The following is a 17,786-nucleotide window of genomic DNA, read 5'->3' on the forward strand; positions in this document are numbered from 1 at the left end:
CGGTCAGGAGACCTCCGACTTCATCGGCCGCAGCGAACTCATGATCTTCTTGATGGTGGACTCCGGGACCTCTTCCTTGGTGCCCTTGACGGAGTACAGGACCCAGGTGGCGAAGTCGCCGTTGGTGTCCGTGTAGGTCACGGTGACCGACTTGCCGTCGGTGGTGCACTTGTCGGTCTTCTTCACCCCGGTGACGGTGGCCGTCGAGGTGTAGCCCTTGAGGCCATGGGCGCTGGTGAACTTCTTGGCCTCGGTGACCTTGCGGGTCCCGGTCTGGTGCTGGTCGAAGGCGGCGAAGACCCAGTTCTCGGCCTCGATCTTGGCGGCCGACGCCTCGCTCTTGGCGCCCTGGGCGCCCTTCGAGCCCGCCCCGGCGGCATGGCTCTTGTTGGTGTAGCCGTCCTTGTCCTTGACCGAGCAGTAGTCCTTCTTGAACCTCGCCGGAGCGGACATGACGACGAGCGGCTTGCCCTTGTCGTCCTCGAACCCGGTGCTCAGCCCCGGCGATTCGACCGTCCAGTCCGGGGGGACGTCGAAGGCGTTGTGCCGCTTGGCGCTGACCACCGGCTTCCAGCCGGGTATGACCGGTTTGACGTCGCCGGCGTCACCGCCGGCGCGCGGGTTGTCCGCACCGCCGCCGGCCGGGTCCTCGGCCGGTTCCTCGGACTTCGGGGCGGACGAGGTGACGGCGGGCGTCTTGTCCTTGCCCTTCGACTCGTCACCGCCGTCGCTGTCGTCCTTGCCCAGGACCAGCGCACCGGTGATGGCCGCGGCCGCGACGACCGCGATCGCCGCGACGATGGCGATGGTGGCCGTGCGCTTCTTGTTGTCGCGCGGCGGCTGCGGTGCGCCGGGCGGGCCGGACGGGGCGCCCCACTGCTGACCGGGCGGACCCTGCGGCGGGCCGGGCGGACCCTGCGGCGGGCCGTAGCCGGGTTGTTGCGGCTGCCCCGGCTGCTGCTGGGGCGGTTGCTGCTGGGGTGGTTGCTGATAGGGATTCGGCTGCTGATACCCCGGCTGCTGGTACGGGTTGGGCTGGTTGTATCCCGGCTGCTGGTATCCCGGCTGCTGATAGGGGTTCTGACCTTGCGGGTTGTTCTGCTCGCCCCCGGGCGGCTGCTGTCCTGGCCACATGGCCAGTAACGATAGAGGGGGTTGACGACAGCTGCTACGGCTGCCCCTTGAACCGGCCCTTTCCCGTGTTCCTACCGAGTGGTAACTTCCGGGGCATGTCAGAAACCCTGCCCTCCGTCGGCGAGATGCTCGCCGCCACGGTGCCCATGGTGCGCACCCTGAACCTGGAGTTCCTCGAGACGTCGCCCGAGCGCGCGGTGCTGAGCCTGCCGGACCAGTCCGACTTCCACAATCACGTCGGCGGCCCCCACGCGGGCGCCATGTTCACCCTGGCCGAGTCCGCGAGCGGCGCCGTCGTGCTGGCGGCGTTCGGCGATCAGCTCGGCCGTGCCGTACCGCTGGCCGTGCGTGCCGAGATCGGCTACAAGAAGCTCGCCAAGGGGCCCGTCACCGCGACCGCCACCCTCGGCCGGCCCGCCGCCGATGTGGTCGCGGAACTGGACGCGGGGGAGCGCCCCGAATTCCCCGTGAACGTGGCGATCACCCGCGAGGACGGCGCGGTCACCGGCGAGATGTCCATCGTGTGGACCCTGCGCCCCCAGACCTGATCAGCTCCTCCTTTCGCCGGACTCGACGCGGGCGGGAGCACGACTTGGGGATGATGGCGACCGCGCGCCGATTGAGTAGGCTTCTCGGCGTGTGCCGCGTCCCGTCCGGCGCACGCCGGGAAGCGGTCGCCACATGGGGAGGAACCGGCGTTGCATATCCAAGAATGGCTCGAGAACGTGCCCGCGATCAGTGTGTATCTGCTCGTGGGCGTCGTCATCGGTCTGGAGAGCCTTGGCATCCCGCTTCCCGGTGAGATCGTCCTGGTCAGCGCGACGCTGTTGGCGGCCTCCCAGGACCACATCAACCCCTACATCCTGGGGACGTGCGCCGTCGCGGGCGCGGTGATCGGTGACTCCATCGGCTATCTCATCGGCCGTAAGGGCGGCCAGCCACTCCTCAACTGGCTGGGCCGGAAATTCCCCAAGCACTTCAGCGCCGAACACGTGGCCACCGCCGAGCGCTCCTTCCAGAAGTGGGGTATGTGGGCGGTCTTCGTCGGCCGTTTCATAGCGCTGCTGCGCATCTTCGCGGGGCCGCTCGCGGGTGTGCTGCGCATGCCGTACTGGAAGTTCCTCATCGCCAATGTGCTCGGCGGCATCGTCTGGGCCGGTGGCACCACCGCGGTCATCTACTCCGTGGGCAAGGTCGCGGAGGACTGGCTCAAGCGCTTTTCCTGGCTGGGCCTGGTGCTGGCCCTGCTCTTCGGTCTCGGCTCGATGCTGGTCATGAAGTGGCGTTCCAAGAAGGCCGGGCCTGCCGCGGGCGCGACGGCCGATGCCGAGACGGCCGAGCCGGAGCCGGTCCCGGCCGGTGACTGAGGCGGCCGGGACCGGCCGGACGGGTCTCACCGGTCTCACCGGTCGGGCGGGAAATGCGAAGGGGACGACCAGGTGGGAGAGACGGTGCGCGCCTTGATCTTCGGAATCGGCGGGAAGGAGCCGCGGATCGCCCCCGAGGCGTTCGTGGCCCCCACGTCGGTGGTGATCGGCGACGTGGTGCTCGCGGCCGGATCGAGCATCTGGTACCAGACGGTGCTGCGGGGCGACGGCGGCCCCATCGTCCTCGGCGCCGACAGCAACATCCAGGACAACTGCACCGTGCATGTCGACCCCGGATTCCCGGTCTCGATCGGCGAGCGCGTCTCCGTCGGGCACAACGCGGTCGTGCACGGCTGCACCGTCGAGGACGATGTGCTGATCGGCATGGGGGCCACCGTCCTCAACGGCGCCCGGGTCGGCACGGGATCGCTGGTCGCCGCCCAGGCCCTGGTACCGCAAGGGATGGAGATACCGCCCGGTTCGCTGGTGGCCGGGGTGCCGGCGAGGGTGAAGCGACCCCTCACCGAGGAGGAGCGGGAAGGCATCAGGCTGAACGCCCAGGTGTACGCGGAGCGGGCGAAGCAGTACCGGGAAGCACTCGGAGACGGCGAGTAGCCCGATGTGATCGGATGGTGGTCATGGACTGGGAAGGCTTCGCCGAGCGCATGGCCACGATGGCGCGGGACCTGCTGGCGCAGGAATCCGTGGAGGCCACCCTGGAGCGGATCACCGAAGCCGCGGTGGACCTCGTGGAGGGCTGTGACGCGGCCGGCATTCTGGTGCTCCACGGCAGGCACGTGGAGACCCTCGCCCCCACGGACGGGCTGGTCGTCCGGTCCGACCGGCTCCAGGAGCGGCTCGGCGAGGGGCCCTGCTTCGACGCCGCCCGTCGGCTGGGCGGTGAGCGGGTGTTCCGGATCAAGGACTTCTCCCAGCCCGAGGAGTACTGGCCGGACTACGTCGGCCAGGCCCGTGGCCTCGGCATCGGCAGCATGATGGGGTTCCTGCTCTACACCGAGCACGAGAACCTCGGCGCCCTGAACGTCTACTCGCGGCGCCCCGCCGCCTTCACCAAGGCCAGCGAGACGGCCGGCTGGCTGCTCGCCTCGCATGCCGCGGTCGCCTTCTCCAGCGCCCGTACCGCCGATCAGCTCCAGCAGGCGGTGGAGACTCGGCACACCATCGGGGAGGCCATGGGCATCCTCATGGAACGCCTGAGGATCACCGAGGATGACGCCTTCGCGCTGATGCGGCGGGTGTCCCAGGAGCGGAACGTCAAGCTGCGGGACATCGCCCGGCAGATCTGCGAGAGCGGCGGCATCGACGGCTGACCCGCCGGGCCATGGGCAGTCGGCACATCCGCCCATGGACGGCCGATACGTCGGCCCATCGATGCCTGACACGTCGGCCGACGGGCGGCTGACACTCCAGTCCGCCGACGGCTGACACTCCAGCCCGACGCCTGACGCGCCGGCCGGAGCCGACGCGTCAGCCGGAGCGGCTCTTCCGGCCCGCGGTCTGGACCGGAAGGGCCTGGCCACCGTGGTCCCCCGGGGGCTCGCGCCGATGGCGTGCGGGGCGGGTACCCAGCGATGCCCGGTTCATCACGTGGTCAGCCGGTCTTGGGCAGGGCGTGCGGGGCGTGGGCCCTGACCGCCTCCATCAGCTCTCCGATCGACGGATTCACCATGCCCCGGCCCGCCACCGTCACGGTCGGCACGGTCTCGTTCCCGTCCGCGATCAGCCGGACGAGCTCGGCCGCCTCCGGATCCCGCCAGATGTTCACCTCGGTGTATCGCAGCCGGGTGAAGCGCAGTCGCAGCCGCAGCCGGATGCAGAACGGGCACATGGGCCGCCAGTACACCACCACACCGTCACGGTCCGCATGGTCCGCCGTCACCGGATCCCCTCCCTCAGCCACCGCGGGGGTCGCACCGAGCGTACCCGTGCCCGTGCTGGCTCCCGGAGGCCCTGGCGGGGAAGTGGGCATGCGTGCCATCTCGCCGAGCCCCGGCCGGGGCGGGCCGTCCGTCAGACGGTGGTGACGGTGAACAGCCCGCCGTCGGGGTCGCGCAGAATCGCCTGATGGCCCGTGGCGGACGCGGCCGGCGCGAGGGCGACGGTGCCACCGGCGGCGCGGGCCGCCGCCACGGCGGCCGTCACATCGGGGACGCGGAAGTGGACGTACCAGCGCGGCCGGACCCGGGGGTCGGGGGCCTGCTCGACGGCGCCGCCGTGGACCACGGCCGGCTTGCGCCCCGCCTCGCGCACGATCACCTCGTCGTTCTCGTACTCCACGGAGCAACTGGCGTCCGGGGACGCCCAGCCGAAGACCTCGCCGTAGAAGAGGGCGGCCGCGAACGCGTCACGGGTCCGCAGCTCCAGCCAGGCCGGGGCGCTGTCCGGATTCGACGGCCAGCCGGGCAGCGCCTCCCCCGCCCAGAAGCCGAAGACGGCGCCGTCGGGGTCGGCGGCCAGCGCGGCGCGGCGACCCGGACCGAACGGGAGCGGGCCGACGCCTACGGTGCCGCCCCGCTCATGGATCCGTGCCGCGGCCAGGTGTCCGGCGCGAGGTGATGCCAGATGTTCTGAGCCTGGATCAGCAGGGTGCCGAGAACGGCGGTGGTGGCGGTGGAGACGCCGCGCGCGTCGCCGAGTTCCTTGTGCAGGGCGCCGTGGCGCCGTTCCACCGAGTTCAGCGCCTCGTCCAGCCGGGCGCGGGTTTCCCCTGGGGCGGAGGGCGGACAGATCAGATCCGCCCGGGCCCCGCACGCGGCCGCCAGGTCGCACAGGAGCCGGCCGTACTCGCCGAGCGCCTGCTGATCGGGGGCGGGAACGGTGCGGTGTTCGTCGGCGATATCGGTCATGGTGGTGGTGACCCCGCCGATCTGAGCGACGATCGCTCCCCACCGCTGGTCCTCGCTCTCGGCGGGAAGCGGCAGCGGTTTCCCGCGCGACCTCCGCGGCAGCCCGGGATTGAGCCGGAGGCTCTCATGGCTCCACAGCCGCGCGGATCGCAGGCTCTCCAGCCGCTGTTGGAGACGGTCGGACAGCCGCCGCCAGTCGGCGGCCGTCTCCTCCGACCAGTCCTCATGGACCAGCCCCTCGGCCATGCGGGCGAGGGCCTCCCGCACACCGTGCGCCAGACCACCGAGGTTCTCCCGTACGTCCCGCAGATGGACCGGCGGCAGGACCAGCGCGTTGACCGCGATACCGATCGCGGCCCCCAGCACCGCTTGCAGCAGCCGATGGGAGACCGTGAGGCCGGACACCGGGACCGAGGTGAGCGTGAACAGCGAGGTGGTGGGCCCGTAGATGCCCTGGTCGCCGAGGCGGGGCCAGTTGCTGAGCAGCATCACGAGCGGCAGCACCAGGGCCACCGAGGCCAGGGTGTTCCCCGTCAGGGCCTCGGCCGCCGCCGCCAGCAGCGTGCCGGCGGCGATGGCCACCAGTTGCTGCAACCCCTTGAACAGCGAGCGGTAGACGGTGGCTTGAACCAGGACCACCGCCACCCACGGCGCCATCAGGGCCACCGGATCCCTCAGCCACCACCCCGAGACCGCCCAGGCGAGCGTGGCCGCCGCGGCCGCCTTCAGCGACTGTACGAGCAGGTCCCGCTCCCGCCCCGGCCCCCGCCACGCCCGGACCACGGCGTCCGTGATCCCCCGGGTTCCGGCCCGCACCACATACAGCTGCTCGATCACATGCCCCATGGCGTAGTGGGTTCCTGGGACGCGATTCCTTATGCATGGCCGTAGGCATGGCTGTCCGGATGGCCGCATGCGCGGCCGTATGGATGGCTGCATGGACGGCGGTGCGGGCCGGAGCCGTCGGGCCCAGGCCCGTTCAGCCCGTGGCCAGCAGCAGTGTCCCCACCAGGGCGAGCCCGGCGCCCGTGGCCTGGACCACGCGCAGCCGCTCGCCGAGCAGTCCGCGGGCCGCGAGGGCGGTCACCACCGGGTAGAGGGAGGCGAGCACCGCGGCGACGGTGACCGGCCCGTGGTGGGCGGCGAGGTTGTACGTGCCGTTCGCGGCCACGTCGGCGAGGCCCACGAAGGCGAGCGCGGGCAGCGACGCCCACACCACGCCCATCCCGCCCTCGGGCAGCCCCGGATTGCCGCGCCGTACGGAGGCCAGGAGCGCGCCACCGCCGACCACCACATTGCACACCCGCTGCACGAACAGCGCGAGGAAGAGCCCGGTCAGGGTGTTCGACGCCTCGGCGATCAGCGCCATCACCGAGCCGAAGCCCAGCGCGGCCACCAGGGTGAGCAGCAGCGTCTGCCGCTGGACGGGCACACCGCCGGTCTGCGGACCGCTGGCCAGGACCACGCCCGCCACCGCCACCACGACCCCCGAGACCTGGAGCAGACCGGGCCGCTCGCCGAGCACCAGCGCCACACAGAGCGGCACGGTGACCCCGCCGAGCGCGCCGAGCGGGGAGACGACGCCCATCGGGCCGAGCGCGAGGGCCCGGTAGAAGCACAGCATCGCGGCCGGTCCGACCACACCGGCCGCCGCGGCGAACCACAGCTGTGGGCCCGCCTCGGACCATCCGCCGGTGGCCACCACGATGGCGCCGAGGACGGTCACCGCGATGAGCTGGGAGACGACGACCACGGTGAGCGCGGGCGTGCGCCGGGTGAGCAACCCTCCGCCGAAGTCGGCCAGCCCCCAGAGCAGGCTGGTGGCGAGAGCGAAGAGTGCGGACATGGGGAAACCTCGCCGTACAGTGTGGTGAACGTGGGAGTGCAGCCCACAGTAGTTCAGTGCACTCGACTACGCCATTCAATATTTTGAACGGAACGGATCGTGACGGACCTCGATCAGCTCACGCAGTCGCTCGGCCGCAACCTCAAACGGTGGCGCAATGAACGCGGCTTCACCCTCGACGCCCTCGCGGCCCGCTCCGGGGTCAGCCGGGGCATGATCATCCAGATTGAGCAGGCCCGTACGAATCCGAGCGTCGGCACCACGGTCAAGCTCGCCGACGCGCTCGGCGTGAGCATCACCACCCTGCTCGACTACGAGCAGGGGCCGCGGGTGACCATCGTCCCTCCCGACCAGGCGGTGCGGATGTGGTCCACCGAGGCGGGCAGCTACACCGCACTGCTCGTCGGCACCGAGGCGGACGGTCCGCTGGAGATGTGGGAGTGGCGGCTGATGCCCGGCGACGAGAGCGTCTCCGATCCGCATCCGTCCGGCACGGTCGAGCTGATCCATGTGACGACGGGCGAGCTCACCCTGGTCATCGGCGGTGAGACACACCCCGTCCCGGCCGGCACCTCCGCGGGGTTCGAGGCGAACACCCCGCACTCCTACCGCAACGACGGGACGGTGCCGGTGGAGATGACCATGGCGGTGTCGGTACCGCCCGCGCGCTGAGTCCGCCGTACCCGGCTCGGCCCCTCGCACCCCGCCCGACTGCTAGTTTGGCGGCATGAGTACGCCGATGGATGCCTTCGACGAGGTCCGTCCCGCCGTCGAGTGCCTTGACCTGCTGACCGCCCCCGTCGCCGACGCGCTGCGCACCTGGCGTGGCTCGGAGCCGGTGGAGCGGGTGCTGTTCGTGGACACGGACCCGGACAAGGCCGACACCGCCGTACTCGTCGAGAACTACGGCTCCTGGCTGCTGGAGCAGTCCGCCAACTGTGTGGTGGTCGCGGGCAAACGGGGCGGTGAGACCACCCTGGCCGCCTGTCTGGTCCTGGCCCACACCCGCGTGGACGTCAACGGCGTGGTCCGCCGCCACCTCGGCGCGCGCAAGGCGTCGTTCGCCCCGATGGACACGGCCACGGGCGAGAGCGGCATGGAATTCGGCGGCATCACCCCGATCGGCCTGCCCGCCGCCTGGCCGCTCCTGGTGGACGCCGCCGTGGCCGACATCCCCTACGCGCTCATCGGCAGCGGCGGCCGGCGCGGCAAGCTCATCGTCCCGGGCAAGCTGCTCGCCGGACTGCCGGGCGCGGCCGTCCTGGAGGGTCTCGGCGCCTGAACCGGCCGCGCTCCCGATCCCGGCGCGGTGGCTCAGCCCAGCCGGGGGATCTCGATCGCCGGACAGCGATCCATCACCATGTCGAGCCCGGCGGCGCGGGTGCGCTCGTACGCGGTCGGGTCGATGACGCCGAGCTGGAACCAGACGGCCTTGGCACCGATGGCGACGGCCTCGTCCGCGACCGGGCCCGCCAGGTCGCTGTTGACGAAGACATCGACCACATCGACGGGGAAGGGGATCTCGGCGAGCGAGCCGTACCCCCGCTCGCCGTGCACCGTCTCGGCCTTCGGGTGCACGGGCACGATGCGCTTGCCGAAGCGCTGGAGGACGTCGGCGACGCCGTATGCCGCGCGCTGCTGGTTGGACGACAGGCCCACGACGGCCCAGGTGTCGCCCACCTCGGTGAGGATCTTGCGGACCGTCTCCGCGTCGCCGTACATGCTTGCCTCCTGCGGGTGGGACAGACAACCTGTCCGCCACAACGAGCATCACATTCCAGGGATTCCCATCGAGGCGCGGTCCGCGTCGACGGCGACACTTCGTCGCCAGTGTGAGCGGCGCGGCTGAGCACAGGACGCCTCCTTCAGCTTCCGTTCGCGGCCGAGCGTGGTGGCTGCCGTGCCTGGTTCCGGAACTGTGCGGGCGATGAGCCGACCACACGGCGGAACGCGGTGCTGAACGCGCTCTCGGACAGGTAGCCCGTGGCCCGTGCGAGCTCGGAGATCGACAGAGCGTCGCGGGCGAGGGCATCGCGCGCGAGACTCATGCGCCATTGGATCAGGTACTCCAACGGCGGGACCCCGACGTGGTTCTTGAAGGAGTGGGCGAACGCCGAACGCGACATATGGCTGATCTCGGCGAGCTCCTTGAGGTTCCAGGGGTGGGCCACGTCCGCGTGCACCGCACGCAGGGCGGCACCGATGCCGTCCTCGTTCAGGGCGCCCAGCCAGCCGGTGGGCCGGTCTGTCTGACTGGCGTGAGCACGCAGCATGTGCACGAGCAGGATCTGTGCGAGGTGGTTCTGCACCAGCGGGCCGCCGGCGGCGGCGACCCCGACCTCGGTGGCCAGGAGATCGATCAGCTGCGCGAGCCGCCCGCCATGAGGATCGCCCACGCGGACGATCACGAGCGGCGGCAGAAGATCGGTCAGGAGGGCCGCGTTCCTGTCGTCGAACGCGATGTGCCCGACGCAGAGGTAGAGGTCTTCCTCGGACTCCGAGCCGATCCGCACGAACCCGTCCTGGGCACCGGCCCACACCGGCGCCGCGGGGCGCGGGCTTGCGTCGAGCGTGCTGGCCAGCACGTAAGGAGGGGGGTTGCCCAGCATGAAGGTGTCACCCTCCCGCAGAAGCACCGGCTCATGCCCATCGAGGATCAACCAGCACGTGCCGCGCACGAGGCCCCCGATCCGCACGTGCAAGAACGTGTCGAAGCGCAAAGCCCACTCTCCCGCGGCCCGGAGGCTGGGCCCGATCACCGTGCGGGGCCTGAGCAGGCCGATCGCGTCAGCCACTGGATCCCGAAAGCCGAGCACCGACGACACCTCCTGGACGATACGTAAAGGATGCCGGACTCTCTATCGTGGATAGTGTCCCCGAGCTGTCGCACTCTCGACGTCGAACGGATCGGCATCGAGAAAGTGATGGAGACACCCACATGGGACAGCTGGAAGGCAAGACGTCGGTGGTCACCGGGGGCAGCACCGGTATCGGTCTGGCCACCGCCGTACGGCTGGCGGACGAGGGCGCGTATGTGTTCGTCACCGGCCGACGCGAGGCCGAACTGGAGGCCGCCGTCAAGACCATCGGAGCGGACCGGGCCACCGCGGTCGTCGGCGACATCTCGAAGCCGGAGGACCTGGACCGGCTCTACGAGGCGGTCCAGGCGCGAGGCAAGGGTTTGGACGTGCTCGTGGCGAACGCGGCGGTCGGTGCGTTCGTGACGCTGGAACAGACCACCGAGGAGCACTTCGACCAGACCTTCGCGGTCAACGTCCGAGGCACGCTGTTCACCGTGCAGAAGGCGTTGCCGCTGCTCAACGACGGAGCCTCGATCGTCCTGGTCGGTTCGACGGCCGGCGACCGTGGAGTAGAGGCGTTCGGCGCGTACGCGGCGTCGAAGGCGGCCGTCCGGTCCTTCGCGCGGACGTGGTCCAACGAGCTCAAGGACCGTGGCATCCGGGTCAACGTGGTCTCGCCGGCATGGATCGAGACTCCCGGGGGCACCGCCGCTTTCGGTGACGAGGAGACCGCCCGGGCCGTCAAGGAGAATGTCGCCGCGACCGTGGCCAAGGGCCGCATGGGTCAGCCCGAGGAGGCCGCCGCAGTCGTGGCCTTCCTGGCCTCGGAACAGAGCAGCTACGTCGTCGGCGCGAACATCTACGTCGACGGTGGCACGAACCAGATCTGAGCAGGATGCAGACCTTGGGGCTGCGGCTCTGCCGGTGGTTGTCGTGCGCGGTCAGGATCACAAGGACGGCCGGCTGGGTTACGGCTGATGGTCCGAAGTGCCCCGACCTCGCAGCCCAGTTGCGCCTCACGGACGCCGATGGCCACGCCTGACCAGCTCGCCTGAACGCCCACGACCGACGCTAGTTGACGCGTCAATCATCTGGCATCTAACGTAGATGACGCGTCAACCAAATGGTTTGGGGTCGCCAGGCCGACCATCCCGTATCTGCCTCACTGCGGGGCATCGAGATGTCGGTGCACTGCCGGAGACCCGCGGACGCAAAGTTCCAGAAGGGGAATCTCGTGAGTACTGAGAACAAGGCCGGACTCGGCGCGCTGCTGACGCCCGAGGAGAGCGTGCTCGCCCTCATCGACCACCAGCCGTTCCAGGTCGCCAACCTGCACAGCCACGAACCGACGATGGTCATCAACAACGCCGTCGGGCTCGCCAAGGCCGCCAAGGTGTTCGACGTCCCGACCATTCTGACCACCGTTCTGGAGGAGCGCGGTGGCCTTCTTCTCCAGGGTCTCCAGGATGTGTTCCCGGAGCAGAAGCCGATCAACAGGACCTTCGTCAACACCTGGCAGGACGAGCGCGTCGTGGATGCCGTCAAGGCGACAGGACGCAAGAAGCTGATCATCGCCGGCCTCTGGACGGAGGTCTGTGTGGCCATGCCGGCGATACAGGCGGCGGGCGAGGGCTTCGAAGTCTTCGTCGTCACCGACGCGTCGGGCGGTGCCTCGAAGGAGGCCCATGACATGGCGGTGCGGCGCATGATCCAGGCGGGCGTGACCCCGATCACCTGGATTGCCGTGATGTCCGAGTGGCAGCGCGACTGGGCCCGTGAGAAGACCGTGCCGGGCATCGTCGAGGTCCTGGCGCAGCACGGCGGTGCCAGCGGTGTGGCCTATGCCTGGGAGACGCAGCTCCTGGCCACGCCCACCGGAAACGAGACCTGACATCGCCGCCGCCCCGGCACCGATTCGTATCGGGTACTGCCTGTCGTTAACCGGTTCCCTCGCGGACAACGGCCGGTCGGCCCGTCTGGCCCATGAAATCTGGCGTCAGGACGTCAACAGCCGGGGCGGCCTGCTCGGCCGCCCTGTGGAGTTCGTCCGGTACGACGACGAAGGGAATGCCGACAACGTTCCCAGGATCTACGAGCGGCTGATCGGCGAGCACGACGTGGATCTCGTCATCGGTGGATACGGCACCAATACGCTGCTGCCGGCCATGCCGTTGATAGTGGAGCGGGAGCGCTTCTTCGTCGGCTGATGGGCCTCGGCGTCAACTACGAGTACTGGGCGCCGGTGCCCAAAATGATGTTCCCGGGCGTTCAGGAATTGCTGAACACCTACCAGGAACAGTCCGCCCAAGCTGGCGTCGACCTCCTGGGACACTACATGGCTCCACTCGCCTATGCGCAGATGCAGGTGGTCGCCCAAGCCGTTGAAGCGACAGACGGTTTCGACGACGCGAGCCTCGCGGCGTACGCACGGGAGGCGACCTTCCCGACCGTCATGGGCGATGTCAGGTTCGGAGCCAAGGGAGAGTGGTCGGAACCGCGTGTGTTGCAGGTCCAGTTCCAGGGAGTGTCCGGCCATGAGGTCGGTCAATTCCGGAATGGGTCGAGGCAGATCGTCGTATTCCCACCGGAATCTTCTTCCGGCAAGCTCATCTTCCCTTACGCGGAAGCTCTCACCGCCGAGTGACGGAGGCCAATAACAGCCTTTCGAGAACGGGCCGCCGGAGATTCCGGCGGCCCGTTCGTCGGCCCGGGGGATTCGTGAAGGGCAAGGTCCGCGAGCACAGCCCCGGCGAGCACGTAGAAGAGAGTGTTCTCGCCGGCGATAACTCCGGACTCGGGTTGAAGGAGCAGTAGATGTGAATCATCGAGCTGTCGGCCTCGGACAGCCGAGATGCCGCGGATCGTATCCCTCCCGCGGTCGAGGGGCGTATATGCCGCCTCAACATCAGTTCGGCGCCACATACGCCCCTCGTCGGCGGCGGTGACGCGGTTCCGCGTCATGAGAAGCCGTCAGGGGAACAGCCGGTCGTCCACCGTCACTTCGAGAGGAAGTCGCGCAGCGCGGTGTTGACCTCGTCGGCGTGGGTCCAGAGCAAGCCGTGCGGCGCTCCTTCGACCTCGACGTAGTCGGCCTCGGGGAGCGCCTTGTGGAATCGGCGTCCCGTGGCGTCGATCGGGAGGATGTTGTCCTTCGTTCCGTGCAGGATCAGTGCGGGCTTGCCGCTCGCGCGGACCGCCTCGACGTCGGCGCGGAAGTCCTCGATCCATGCCGGCACCACAGCGTAAGCAGCCACCGGAGCGCTGCGGATCGCGACGTTCCAGCTACCGGTCACGACCTCCTCGCTGATACGCGTGCCGAGGTTCTCGTCGAGGTTGTAGAAGTCCGCGTAGAACTGCTTGTACCAGGCGTACCGATCCGCCTTCGCGGTCGCGGCGATGCCGTCGAAGACCTCCTGCGGCACCCCGTCGGGGTTGTCGTCGCGGGCCACGAGAAACGGCTCGAGCGAGGCGAGGAAGGCGAGTTTCGCGACACGCTCATGACCGTAGCGACTCACGTAGCGGGCGAGTTCCCCGGTGCCCATCGAGAAACCGACAAGAACGACATCCTGGAGGTTGAGGGTCTCAAGGACCGTGTTCAGGTCAGCGGCGAAGGTGTCGTAGTCGTAACCGGAGTTCACCTTCGACGACTGGCCGAAGCCACGACGGTCATAGGTGATGACCCGATAGCCATGGGCCAACAGCTCGCGCGTCTGACGTTCCCAGCTGTGCCCGTTCAGTGGGTAGCCGTGGATCAGGACGACCGGCTGCCCGGAACCCTGATCCTCGTAGTAGAGCTCGACCGGCGTACTGTTCTCCGTGCCGACGGTGATGTAACCCATGATTTCTTTCCCTTCTGGCCGACGAATAGTGGTGACAGGCTTGGTCATCGCGTCGCTCACGCCGTGGCCGTGGGCTGTTCGGCCAGAAGCTCGCGGATCCGAGGGATGACTTGGGTGCCGTACAGCTCGACCGAGCGTAGACGTGCGGAGGCTGAAACGGTGCCGGCGGCGGAGTAGATCAAGTCGAACCGGCCCGTGTTCAGTACCCGGATGGCACGAGCAATCTTGGTCGCGACCGTCTCCACCGAGCCGACATACAGGGACCCGCGGTCCACTTCGGCGTTGAACTCCTCCCGGCGGAGCGGCGGCCAGCCGCGCTGCCCCCCGATCCGGTCGCGGATCTCCTTGTACCCAGGGTAGAAGAGCTCCTTGGCCTCTTCGTCGGTGGAGGCGACGAAGCCGGGCGAATGCGTCCCGATCGGCTGTGCGGTCGTGCCGAACTCCTGGCTGGCACGCCGGTACAGATCCACGTAGGGAGCGAACCGGTCGGGGGCGCCGCCGATGATGGCCAGCATGAGCCGGAAGCCATATTGAGCGGTGCGGAGCACGGACTGCGGTGTCCCGCCAACCCCTACCCAGGTGTTGAGACGTCCCGAATCCGTCTTCGGGTACACGTCCGCATGGTGCAGGGCGGCGCGAGTGGTGCCTTCCCAGGTGACCGGCCTCTCGTCCAGGAGCCGATGGAAAAGGTCGATCTTCTCCTCGAACAGCACCTCGTAGTCCTTGAGGTCGTACCCGAACAGGGGGAACGACTCGGTGAAGGAACCGCGTCCGAGGATCACCTCGGCGCGGCCGTTGGAGAGCGCATCGACCGTGGCGAACCGCTGGAACACTCGCACCGGGTCGTCCGAGGACAGCACTGTCACGCCCGAGGCGAGCCGGATGCGCTTCGTGGCTGTCGCGATGCCCGCCAGTACTGTCTCAGGGCTGGAGATCGCGTACTCGGGCCGGTGGTGCTCGCCCAACGCAACAACGTCGATACCGACCTGGTCGGCAAGGACCGCTTCGGTCACCGCGGCGCGGATCGCCTGCGCGTGCGAGACGATCACGCCCTGGTCGTTTCGGGGCCGGTCTCCGAAGCTGTCGATACCGAACTCGATTTGCGAAACATCCATCGTGTTCACTTCGCTCAACGCTTTCGTTGCGTCGGGGTGTGGCGGTGCATGGTTCGTGACGACCGGGCGGGACATCCGTCCCGGGTGACCTGCGCGAGTTCCCCGCCGGTCAGGTCCCGCGCCCACCACCTCCGCCGATCTAGTTGACATGTAAACCATGACAGCTCTATGGTTTACATGTCAACTAGATCGTGGCGTGGCGGGTGCAGCTGCACGCCGCCGGTCGGCCGCGCATCGCCGTCGATGGTGTCTGACCGCGTCGAACGGCCGAACCGACCTCTTCCGCTGACGCGACGCGACCACGGCTTCACACGCCAGTGGGTCACCCCACGCACCAGGGTGGGAGCCGCGAAATGAAGGGGAAGCAGTGGTCTTCAAGCTCGATGTACCAGGCCGCATGGTTCGCGGTGACGTGGATGAAGGCTATGGCGCAGTGGCCGACGCCTTCCGCGAGAACTTCGCCGTACGTAACGAGATCGGCGCTGCCTGCGCCGTCACCGTCCGTCAGCTGCTCGCCCATCAGGCGGGGCTGGCGGTGATCGACCGGCCACTCGGGCTCGGCGACCTGACTGGCTCCCGCACCCTCGCCACGGCTCTTGCCGAGCAGCGTCGGCGTGGGAGCCGGGTACCCGGCACGGCTACCACGGCCAGTCGTTGGGCTGGTACGAGAGCGAGCTCATAAGCCGGATCGACCCTGGAAAACGTATGTGCAGGCCGCGGAGATTCCGGCGGCCAACGGCGTCGGCCAGGTGCGGTCGATCGTCAAGCTCTACGGCGAGGTGGCGACCGGCGGCGCCGCCCTGGGTCTCACCGATGCCACGATGGACGCGTTGCGCGTCGCTGCCCCACCTCCGACGAACGGACTGTTCGACGAGGTGCTACGCGTCGAGACGAGGTTCTCCCTGGGGTACATCAAGCCGTTCCCGGCGTTCAGGTTCGGCTCCGAATCGGACCGGGCTTCCGGGACGATGGGCCTGGGCGGGTCATTCGCCTTCGCAGACCCGAATACCGGTACGGGCTTCGCGTACGCGATGAACCGCACTGGCTTCCGGCTTTGGGACGAACCTCGTGAAGTGGCCCTGCGGGAGGCGCTCTTCGCGCGGGTCCTCGGCGAGCGGCCTCAGCGGCCCGACCCGGCCTCCGGGCTGTTCTGGCCTCTGATTCGCGGAGCACTTGAGAGCCGCAGCGGATCGCCGCCCAGGGCGATCTGGTCTTCACCCACGGCATCGTCCACGGCTGGGCCCTGAAGCCCGTGGCCAGGCCCTTTCAGCCCTGGCGTGGGCGGAGAGGGGGGAAGCCGTCATCGTTGGCGGCCCCGCGCACCAGGACGTCCCTTTGGGCCGGTGCAGGGCTGACCTCTCGTGGTCCAGACAGTCGCGTCCCCCGCCAGGTCAGTCCGGCTGCTTCTCCATGTGGTCCAGGACACGCTTGGAGAGCCGGCCGAGTGTGCTGAGCTGGTTCGGGGTCAGGGCATCGATGAAGAGGCGGCGGACGTGCTCGACGTGCTGGGGTGCGGCCTCTTCGATCGCCTTGTAGCCGGCCGGGGTGGCGACGATGAATGCTCCGCGTCCGTCGTCGGGGCATTCCTCCCTGGCCACGAGCCCGCGTTTCGCCATCCGCGTGACCTGGTGGGACATTCGGCTCTTCTCCCACTCCACGAGTTTGGCCAGATCCAAGAAGCGCATCCGCCCGCCCCCTCTTTCGGTGAGACTGACGAGCACGATGTAGTCGGAGGCAGACATTCCGGAGTCGGCCTGGATGCGGCGGGACAGCCGTCCGATGAGCGTCTCCTGCATACGGATGAAGCTGTCCCAGGCGGCCTTCTCTTCCCGGTTGAGCCAGCGTGGCGGTGCGTCCATGGGGGAAGTCTAACGAAATCGTTGACAGCTCATCTACTCGTGGTGGCGGCGATGCGCCCTCGGCGAGGCCGCGTCCGTCGTCCCCGGGGCGCCTCGGTTCAGGGCCCGCCGCCCTGGTGCGCGAGCCGGGAGGCGCCGGGATCGGTGTCCGTCGGACGGGTGAAGAACGTGCCGAAGCTGTCCGGTTCGGGGTCAAGGGCGAGTGGTGCGAGTCGCGTCTCCCGCAGGTCGAGCTACAGGGAATTGCCGGCCATGAGGTCGGTGCTCGCTCTGCGGTACGAGCGTGCTTGCCGAAGGTTAAGTTGATGCGTCAACCTGATGGGGTTAGGCTGATGTCCTGGCTGACGGGATTCTGCCGAGTTGAGCGGGATCAGGCCCAGGAGGAGGACATATGACGGTCGAAGTGAGCGACGTGCCCGAGGCGAAGCGCTACGAGGCCCGCGTCGATGGAGAGTCCAAGGTGGCGGGCGTCGCGGAATACATTCGTACGACGGAACTCGTCGCGTTCGTGCACACCGAGGTCGAGGCGGAGTACGAGGGCGCGGGAGTCGGGTCCGCGCTGGCCCGCACCGCCCTTGACGAGGCACGCGCCGCGAACCTGCGAGTGCTGGCCACCTGTCCCTTCTTCGCGGGCTGGATCAGCCGGCACCAGGAGTACCAGGACCTGCTGTACCAGTCCCGCAGCAAGGTCAGTGACTGAAGAGCCGAGCACAGCAGTGACGGAGGCAGGTATGAGCGGTGCGACCACGCGGGGCCCTGCGTTCGGTCTCGGCTCCGACGTGGTCGGCGTGGTCGACCAGGTCGGCGAGGGCGTGACCGCCTTCAGCATCGGTGACGAGGTGCTGGAGCTTCCATCACCCCCTCCTATGCGCACATCCTCGCCCTTCCTGATCACGGGACATCCGTTCTCCTGGACTCGAGGGCCAAGCGCCTCGGCGTCCAGGATCCGGGGTCAAGG

General features: G+C 68.8%; 24 protein-coding genes. 13 read left to right on the plus strand and 11 right to left on the minus strand.

Features of this window, described 5'->3' with window-relative positions; genetic code table 11:
• Window positions 1–3: 3 nt before the first annotated feature.
• Window positions 4–1,134, minus strand: coding sequence for a DUF8017 domain-containing protein (locus NQU54_RS36105; protein ID WP_257634701.1), 1,131 nt, complete (start codon window positions 1,132–1,134; stop codon window positions 4–6).
• A 95-nt stretch (window positions 1,135–1,229) separates the two neighbouring features.
• On the opposite strand from NQU54_RS36105, the gene NQU54_RS36110 reads away from it, so the two are divergent.
• The 4 genes from NQU54_RS36110 (at window position 1,230) to NQU54_RS36125 (ending at window position 3,832) form a co-directional block, all read left to right on the plus strand.
• Window positions 1,230–1,682, plus strand: coding sequence for a DUF4442 domain-containing protein (locus NQU54_RS36110; RefSeq protein WP_257634702.1), 453 nt, complete (start codon window positions 1,230–1,232; stop codon window positions 1,680–1,682).
• Window positions 1,683–1,832: 150 nt separating this feature from the next.
• Entirely contained in the window at window positions 1,833–2,501 is a 669-nt protein-coding gene (locus tag NQU54_RS36115) for a DedA family protein (RefSeq protein ID WP_069867387.1), read from the plus strand.
• Window positions 2,502–2,573: 72 nt separating this feature from the next.
• Complete coding sequence (locus NQU54_RS36120) at window positions 2,574–3,116, plus strand: gamma carbonic anhydrase family protein (protein WP_069867386.1); 543 nt, start codon at window positions 2,574–2,576, stop codon at window positions 3,114–3,116.
• A 23-nt stretch (window positions 3,117–3,139) separates the two neighbouring features.
• The gene (locus NQU54_RS36125) at window positions 3,140–3,832 is read left to right on the plus strand and encodes a GAF and ANTAR domain-containing protein (protein WP_257634703.1); all 693 of its coding nucleotides are present in this window, start codon (window positions 3,140–3,142) and stop codon (window positions 3,830–3,832) included.
• Between the two features lie 281 nt (window positions 3,833–4,113).
• Here the strand turns inward: NQU54_RS36125 and NQU54_RS36130 are convergent, their stop codons facing one another.
• The 4 genes from NQU54_RS36130 to NQU54_RS36145 all read right to left on the minus strand — a co-directional run bounded on the left by NQU54_RS36130 (window position 4,114) and on the right by NQU54_RS36145 (window position 7,214).
• Window positions 4,114–4,401: a glutaredoxin domain-containing protein gene (locus tag NQU54_RS36130; RefSeq protein ID WP_257634704.1), complete on the minus strand. Its 288-nt coding sequence runs from the start codon at window positions 4,399–4,401 to the stop codon at window positions 4,114–4,116.
• Between the two features lie 131 nt (window positions 4,402–4,532).
• Window positions 4,533–5,084 (minus strand): VOC family protein, encoded by a 552-nt coding sequence (locus NQU54_RS36135; protein WP_306279410.1) that lies wholly within the window; start codon window positions 5,082–5,084, stop codon window positions 4,533–4,535.
• A complete protein-coding gene (locus NQU54_RS36140) occupies window positions 5,021–6,214 on the minus strand; it encodes an FUSC family protein (RefSeq protein WP_257634705.1) in 1,194 nt (397 codons plus the stop codon). Before NQU54_RS36140 ends, NQU54_RS36135 begins: the two co-directional genes overlap by 64 nt.
• Before the next feature lie 133 nt (window positions 6,215–6,347).
• Window positions 6,348–7,214, minus strand: coding sequence for a DMT family transporter (locus NQU54_RS36145; protein ID WP_257634706.1), 867 nt, complete (start codon window positions 7,212–7,214; stop codon window positions 6,348–6,350).
• Window positions 7,215–7,313: 99 nt separating this feature from the next.
• On the opposite strand from NQU54_RS36145, the gene NQU54_RS36150 reads away from it, so the two are divergent.
• Together NQU54_RS36150 and NQU54_RS36155 are read left to right on the plus strand one after the other, a co-directional pair.
• Window positions 7,314–7,886 carry a helix-turn-helix domain-containing protein gene (locus NQU54_RS36150; protein WP_257634707.1) on the plus strand — a complete coding sequence of 191 codons (573 nt, stop codon included), beginning with the start codon at window positions 7,314–7,316 and terminating at the stop codon, window positions 7,884–7,886.
• A gap of 55 nt (window positions 7,887–7,941) precedes the next feature.
• Window positions 7,942–8,496 (plus strand): YbaK/EbsC family protein, encoded by a 555-nt coding sequence (locus NQU54_RS36155; protein WP_257634708.1) that lies wholly within the window; start codon window positions 7,942–7,944, stop codon window positions 8,494–8,496.
• Between the two features lie 32 nt (window positions 8,497–8,528).
• On the opposite strand, the gene NQU54_RS36160 is transcribed toward NQU54_RS36155, so the two are convergent.
• Together NQU54_RS36160 and NQU54_RS49840 are read right to left on the minus strand one after the other, a co-directional pair.
• A complete protein-coding gene (locus tag NQU54_RS36160; RefSeq protein ID WP_257634709.1) occupies window positions 8,529–8,936 on the minus strand; it encodes a CoA-binding protein in 408 nt (135 codons plus the stop codon).
• A 143-nt stretch (window positions 8,937–9,079) separates the two neighbouring features.
• A complete protein-coding gene (locus NQU54_RS49840; protein WP_257634710.1) occupies window positions 9,080–10,039 on the minus strand; it encodes an AraC family transcriptional regulator in 960 nt (319 codons plus the stop codon).
• 113 nt (window positions 10,040–10,152) lie between these two features.
• Here NQU54_RS49840 and NQU54_RS36170 point away from each other — a divergent pair, with 113 nt between their 5' ends.
• The 4 genes from NQU54_RS36170 to NQU54_RS36185 all read left to right on the plus strand — a co-directional run bounded on the left by NQU54_RS36170 (window position 10,153) and on the right by NQU54_RS36185 (window position 12,659).
• A complete protein-coding gene (locus tag NQU54_RS36170) occupies window positions 10,153–10,905 on the plus strand; it encodes an SDR family NAD(P)-dependent oxidoreductase (RefSeq protein ID WP_257634711.1) in 753 nt (250 codons plus the stop codon).
• A 344-nt stretch (window positions 10,906–11,249) separates the two neighbouring features.
• Complete coding sequence (locus NQU54_RS36175; RefSeq protein ID WP_257634712.1) at window positions 11,250–11,906, plus strand: hydrolase; 657 nt, start codon at window positions 11,250–11,252, stop codon at window positions 11,904–11,906.
• Complete coding sequence (locus tag NQU54_RS36180; RefSeq protein ID WP_257634713.1) at window positions 11,857–12,222, plus strand: ABC transporter substrate-binding protein; 366 nt, start codon at window positions 11,857–11,859, stop codon at window positions 12,220–12,222. The genes NQU54_RS36175 and NQU54_RS36180 overlap by 50 nt, the downstream gene beginning before the upstream one ends.
• Window positions 12,222–12,659, plus strand: coding sequence for a type 1 periplasmic-binding domain-containing protein (locus NQU54_RS36185; RefSeq protein WP_257634714.1), 438 nt, complete (start codon window positions 12,222–12,224; stop codon window positions 12,657–12,659). The genes NQU54_RS36180 and NQU54_RS36185 overlap by 1 nt, the downstream gene beginning before the upstream one ends.
• 352 nt (window positions 12,660–13,011) lie before the next feature.
• Here the strand turns inward: NQU54_RS36185 and NQU54_RS36190 are convergent, their stop codons facing one another.
• The 3 genes from NQU54_RS36190 to NQU54_RS36200 form a co-directional block, all read right to left on the minus strand.
• Window positions 13,012–13,854, minus strand: coding sequence for an alpha/beta fold hydrolase (locus NQU54_RS36190; protein ID WP_257634724.1), 843 nt, complete (start codon window positions 13,852–13,854; stop codon window positions 13,012–13,014).
• Between the two features lie 56 nt (window positions 13,855–13,910).
• Window positions 13,911–14,969, minus strand: coding sequence for an LLM class flavin-dependent oxidoreductase (locus NQU54_RS36195; protein ID WP_257634725.1), 1,059 nt, complete (start codon window positions 14,967–14,969; stop codon window positions 13,911–13,913).
• A gap of 322 nt (window positions 14,970–15,291) precedes the next feature.
• A complete protein-coding gene (locus NQU54_RS36200; RefSeq protein WP_257634715.1) occupies window positions 15,292–15,489 on the minus strand; it encodes a hypothetical protein in 198 nt (65 codons plus the stop codon).
• Between the two features lie 187 nt (window positions 15,490–15,676).
• Here NQU54_RS36200 and NQU54_RS36205 point away from each other — a divergent pair, with 187 nt between their 5' ends.
• Entirely contained in the window at window positions 15,677–16,216 is a 540-nt protein-coding gene (locus NQU54_RS36205; protein ID WP_308408524.1) for a hypothetical protein, read from the plus strand.
• 144 nt (window positions 16,217–16,360) lie between these two features.
• On the opposite strand, the gene NQU54_RS36210 is transcribed toward NQU54_RS36205, so the two are convergent.
• The gene (locus NQU54_RS36210) at window positions 16,361–16,828 is read right to left on the minus strand and encodes a MarR family winged helix-turn-helix transcriptional regulator (protein ID WP_257634717.1); all 468 of its coding nucleotides are present in this window, start codon (window positions 16,826–16,828) and stop codon (window positions 16,361–16,363) included.
• Between the two features lie 391 nt (window positions 16,829–17,219).
• Between NQU54_RS36210 and NQU54_RS36215 the strand changes: the two genes are divergently transcribed.
• Window positions 17,220–17,528, plus strand: a complete 309-nt coding sequence (locus NQU54_RS36215) for a GNAT family N-acetyltransferase (protein ID WP_257634718.1) — start codon at window positions 17,220–17,222, stop codon at window positions 17,526–17,528.
• A 31-nt stretch (window positions 17,529–17,559) separates the two neighbouring features.
• Window positions 17,560–17,786, plus strand: a 227-nt coding sequence (locus NQU54_RS36220) for an alcohol dehydrogenase catalytic domain-containing protein (RefSeq protein ID WP_257634719.1), incomplete at its 3' end; no start/stop codon positions are given.

This window comes from Streptomyces malaysiensis subsp. samsunensis (assembly GCF_024519315.1).
Classification (GTDB): domain Bacteria; phylum Actinomycetota; class Actinomycetes; order Streptomycetales; family Streptomycetaceae; genus Streptomyces; species Streptomyces malaysiensis.

What these genes read in the sequence shown, in the direction of transcription:
- NQU54_RS36105 (WP_257634701.1), bottom strand. Translation starts at nt 1,134, where the DNA reads ATGTGGCCAGGACAGCAGCCGCCCGGGGGCGAGCAGAACAACCCGCAA.
- NQU54_RS36110 (WP_257634702.1), top strand. Translation starts at nt 1,230, where the DNA reads ATGTCAGAAACCCTGCCCTCCGTCGGCGAGATGCTCGCCGCCACGGTG.
- NQU54_RS36125 (WP_257634703.1), top strand. Translation starts at nt 3,140, where the DNA reads ATGGACTGGGAAGGCTTCGCCGAGCGCATGGCCACGATGGCGCGGGAC.
- NQU54_RS36140 (WP_257634705.1), bottom strand. Translation starts at nt 6,214, where the DNA reads ATGGGGCATGTGATCGAGCAGCTGTATGTGGTGCGGGCCGGAACCCGG.
- NQU54_RS36145 (WP_257634706.1), bottom strand. Translation starts at nt 7,214, where the DNA reads ATGTCCGCACTCTTCGCTCTCGCCACCAGCCTGCTCTGGGGGCTGGCC.
- NQU54_RS36155 (WP_257634708.1), top strand. Translation starts at nt 7,942, where the DNA reads ATGAGTACGCCGATGGATGCCTTCGACGAGGTCCGTCCCGCCGTCGAG.
- NQU54_RS36160 (WP_257634709.1), bottom strand. Translation starts at nt 8,936, where the DNA reads ATGTACGGCGACGCGGAGACGGTCCGCAAGATCCTCACCGAGGTGGGC.
- NQU54_RS36170 (WP_257634711.1), top strand. Translation starts at nt 10,153, where the DNA reads ATGGGACAGCTGGAAGGCAAGACGTCGGTGGTCACCGGGGGCAGCACC.
- NQU54_RS36180 (WP_257634713.1), top strand. Translation starts at nt 11,857, where the DNA reads ATGCCTGGGAGACGCAGCTCCTGGCCACGCCCACCGGAAACGAGACCT.
- NQU54_RS36185 (WP_257634714.1), top strand. Translation starts at nt 12,222, where the DNA reads ATGGGCCTCGGCGTCAACTACGAGTACTGGGCGCCGGTGCCCAAAATG.
- NQU54_RS36190 (WP_257634724.1), bottom strand. Translation starts at nt 13,854, where the DNA reads ATGGGTTACATCACCGTCGGCACGGAGAACAGTACGCCGGTCGAGCTC.
- NQU54_RS36195 (WP_257634725.1), bottom strand. Translation starts at nt 14,969, where the DNA reads ATGGATGTTTCGCAAATCGAGTTCGGTATCGACAGCTTCGGAGACCGG.
- NQU54_RS36200 (WP_257634715.1), bottom strand. Translation starts at nt 15,489, where the DNA reads ATGGGCGAGCAGCTGACGGACGGTGACGGCGCAGGCAGCGCCGATCTC.
- NQU54_RS36210 (WP_257634717.1), bottom strand. Translation starts at nt 16,828, where the DNA reads ATGGACGCACCGCCACGCTGGCTCAACCGGGAAGAGAAGGCCGCCTGG.
- NQU54_RS36215 (WP_257634718.1), top strand. Translation starts at nt 17,220, where the DNA reads ATGACGGTCGAAGTGAGCGACGTGCCCGAGGCGAAGCGCTACGAGGCC.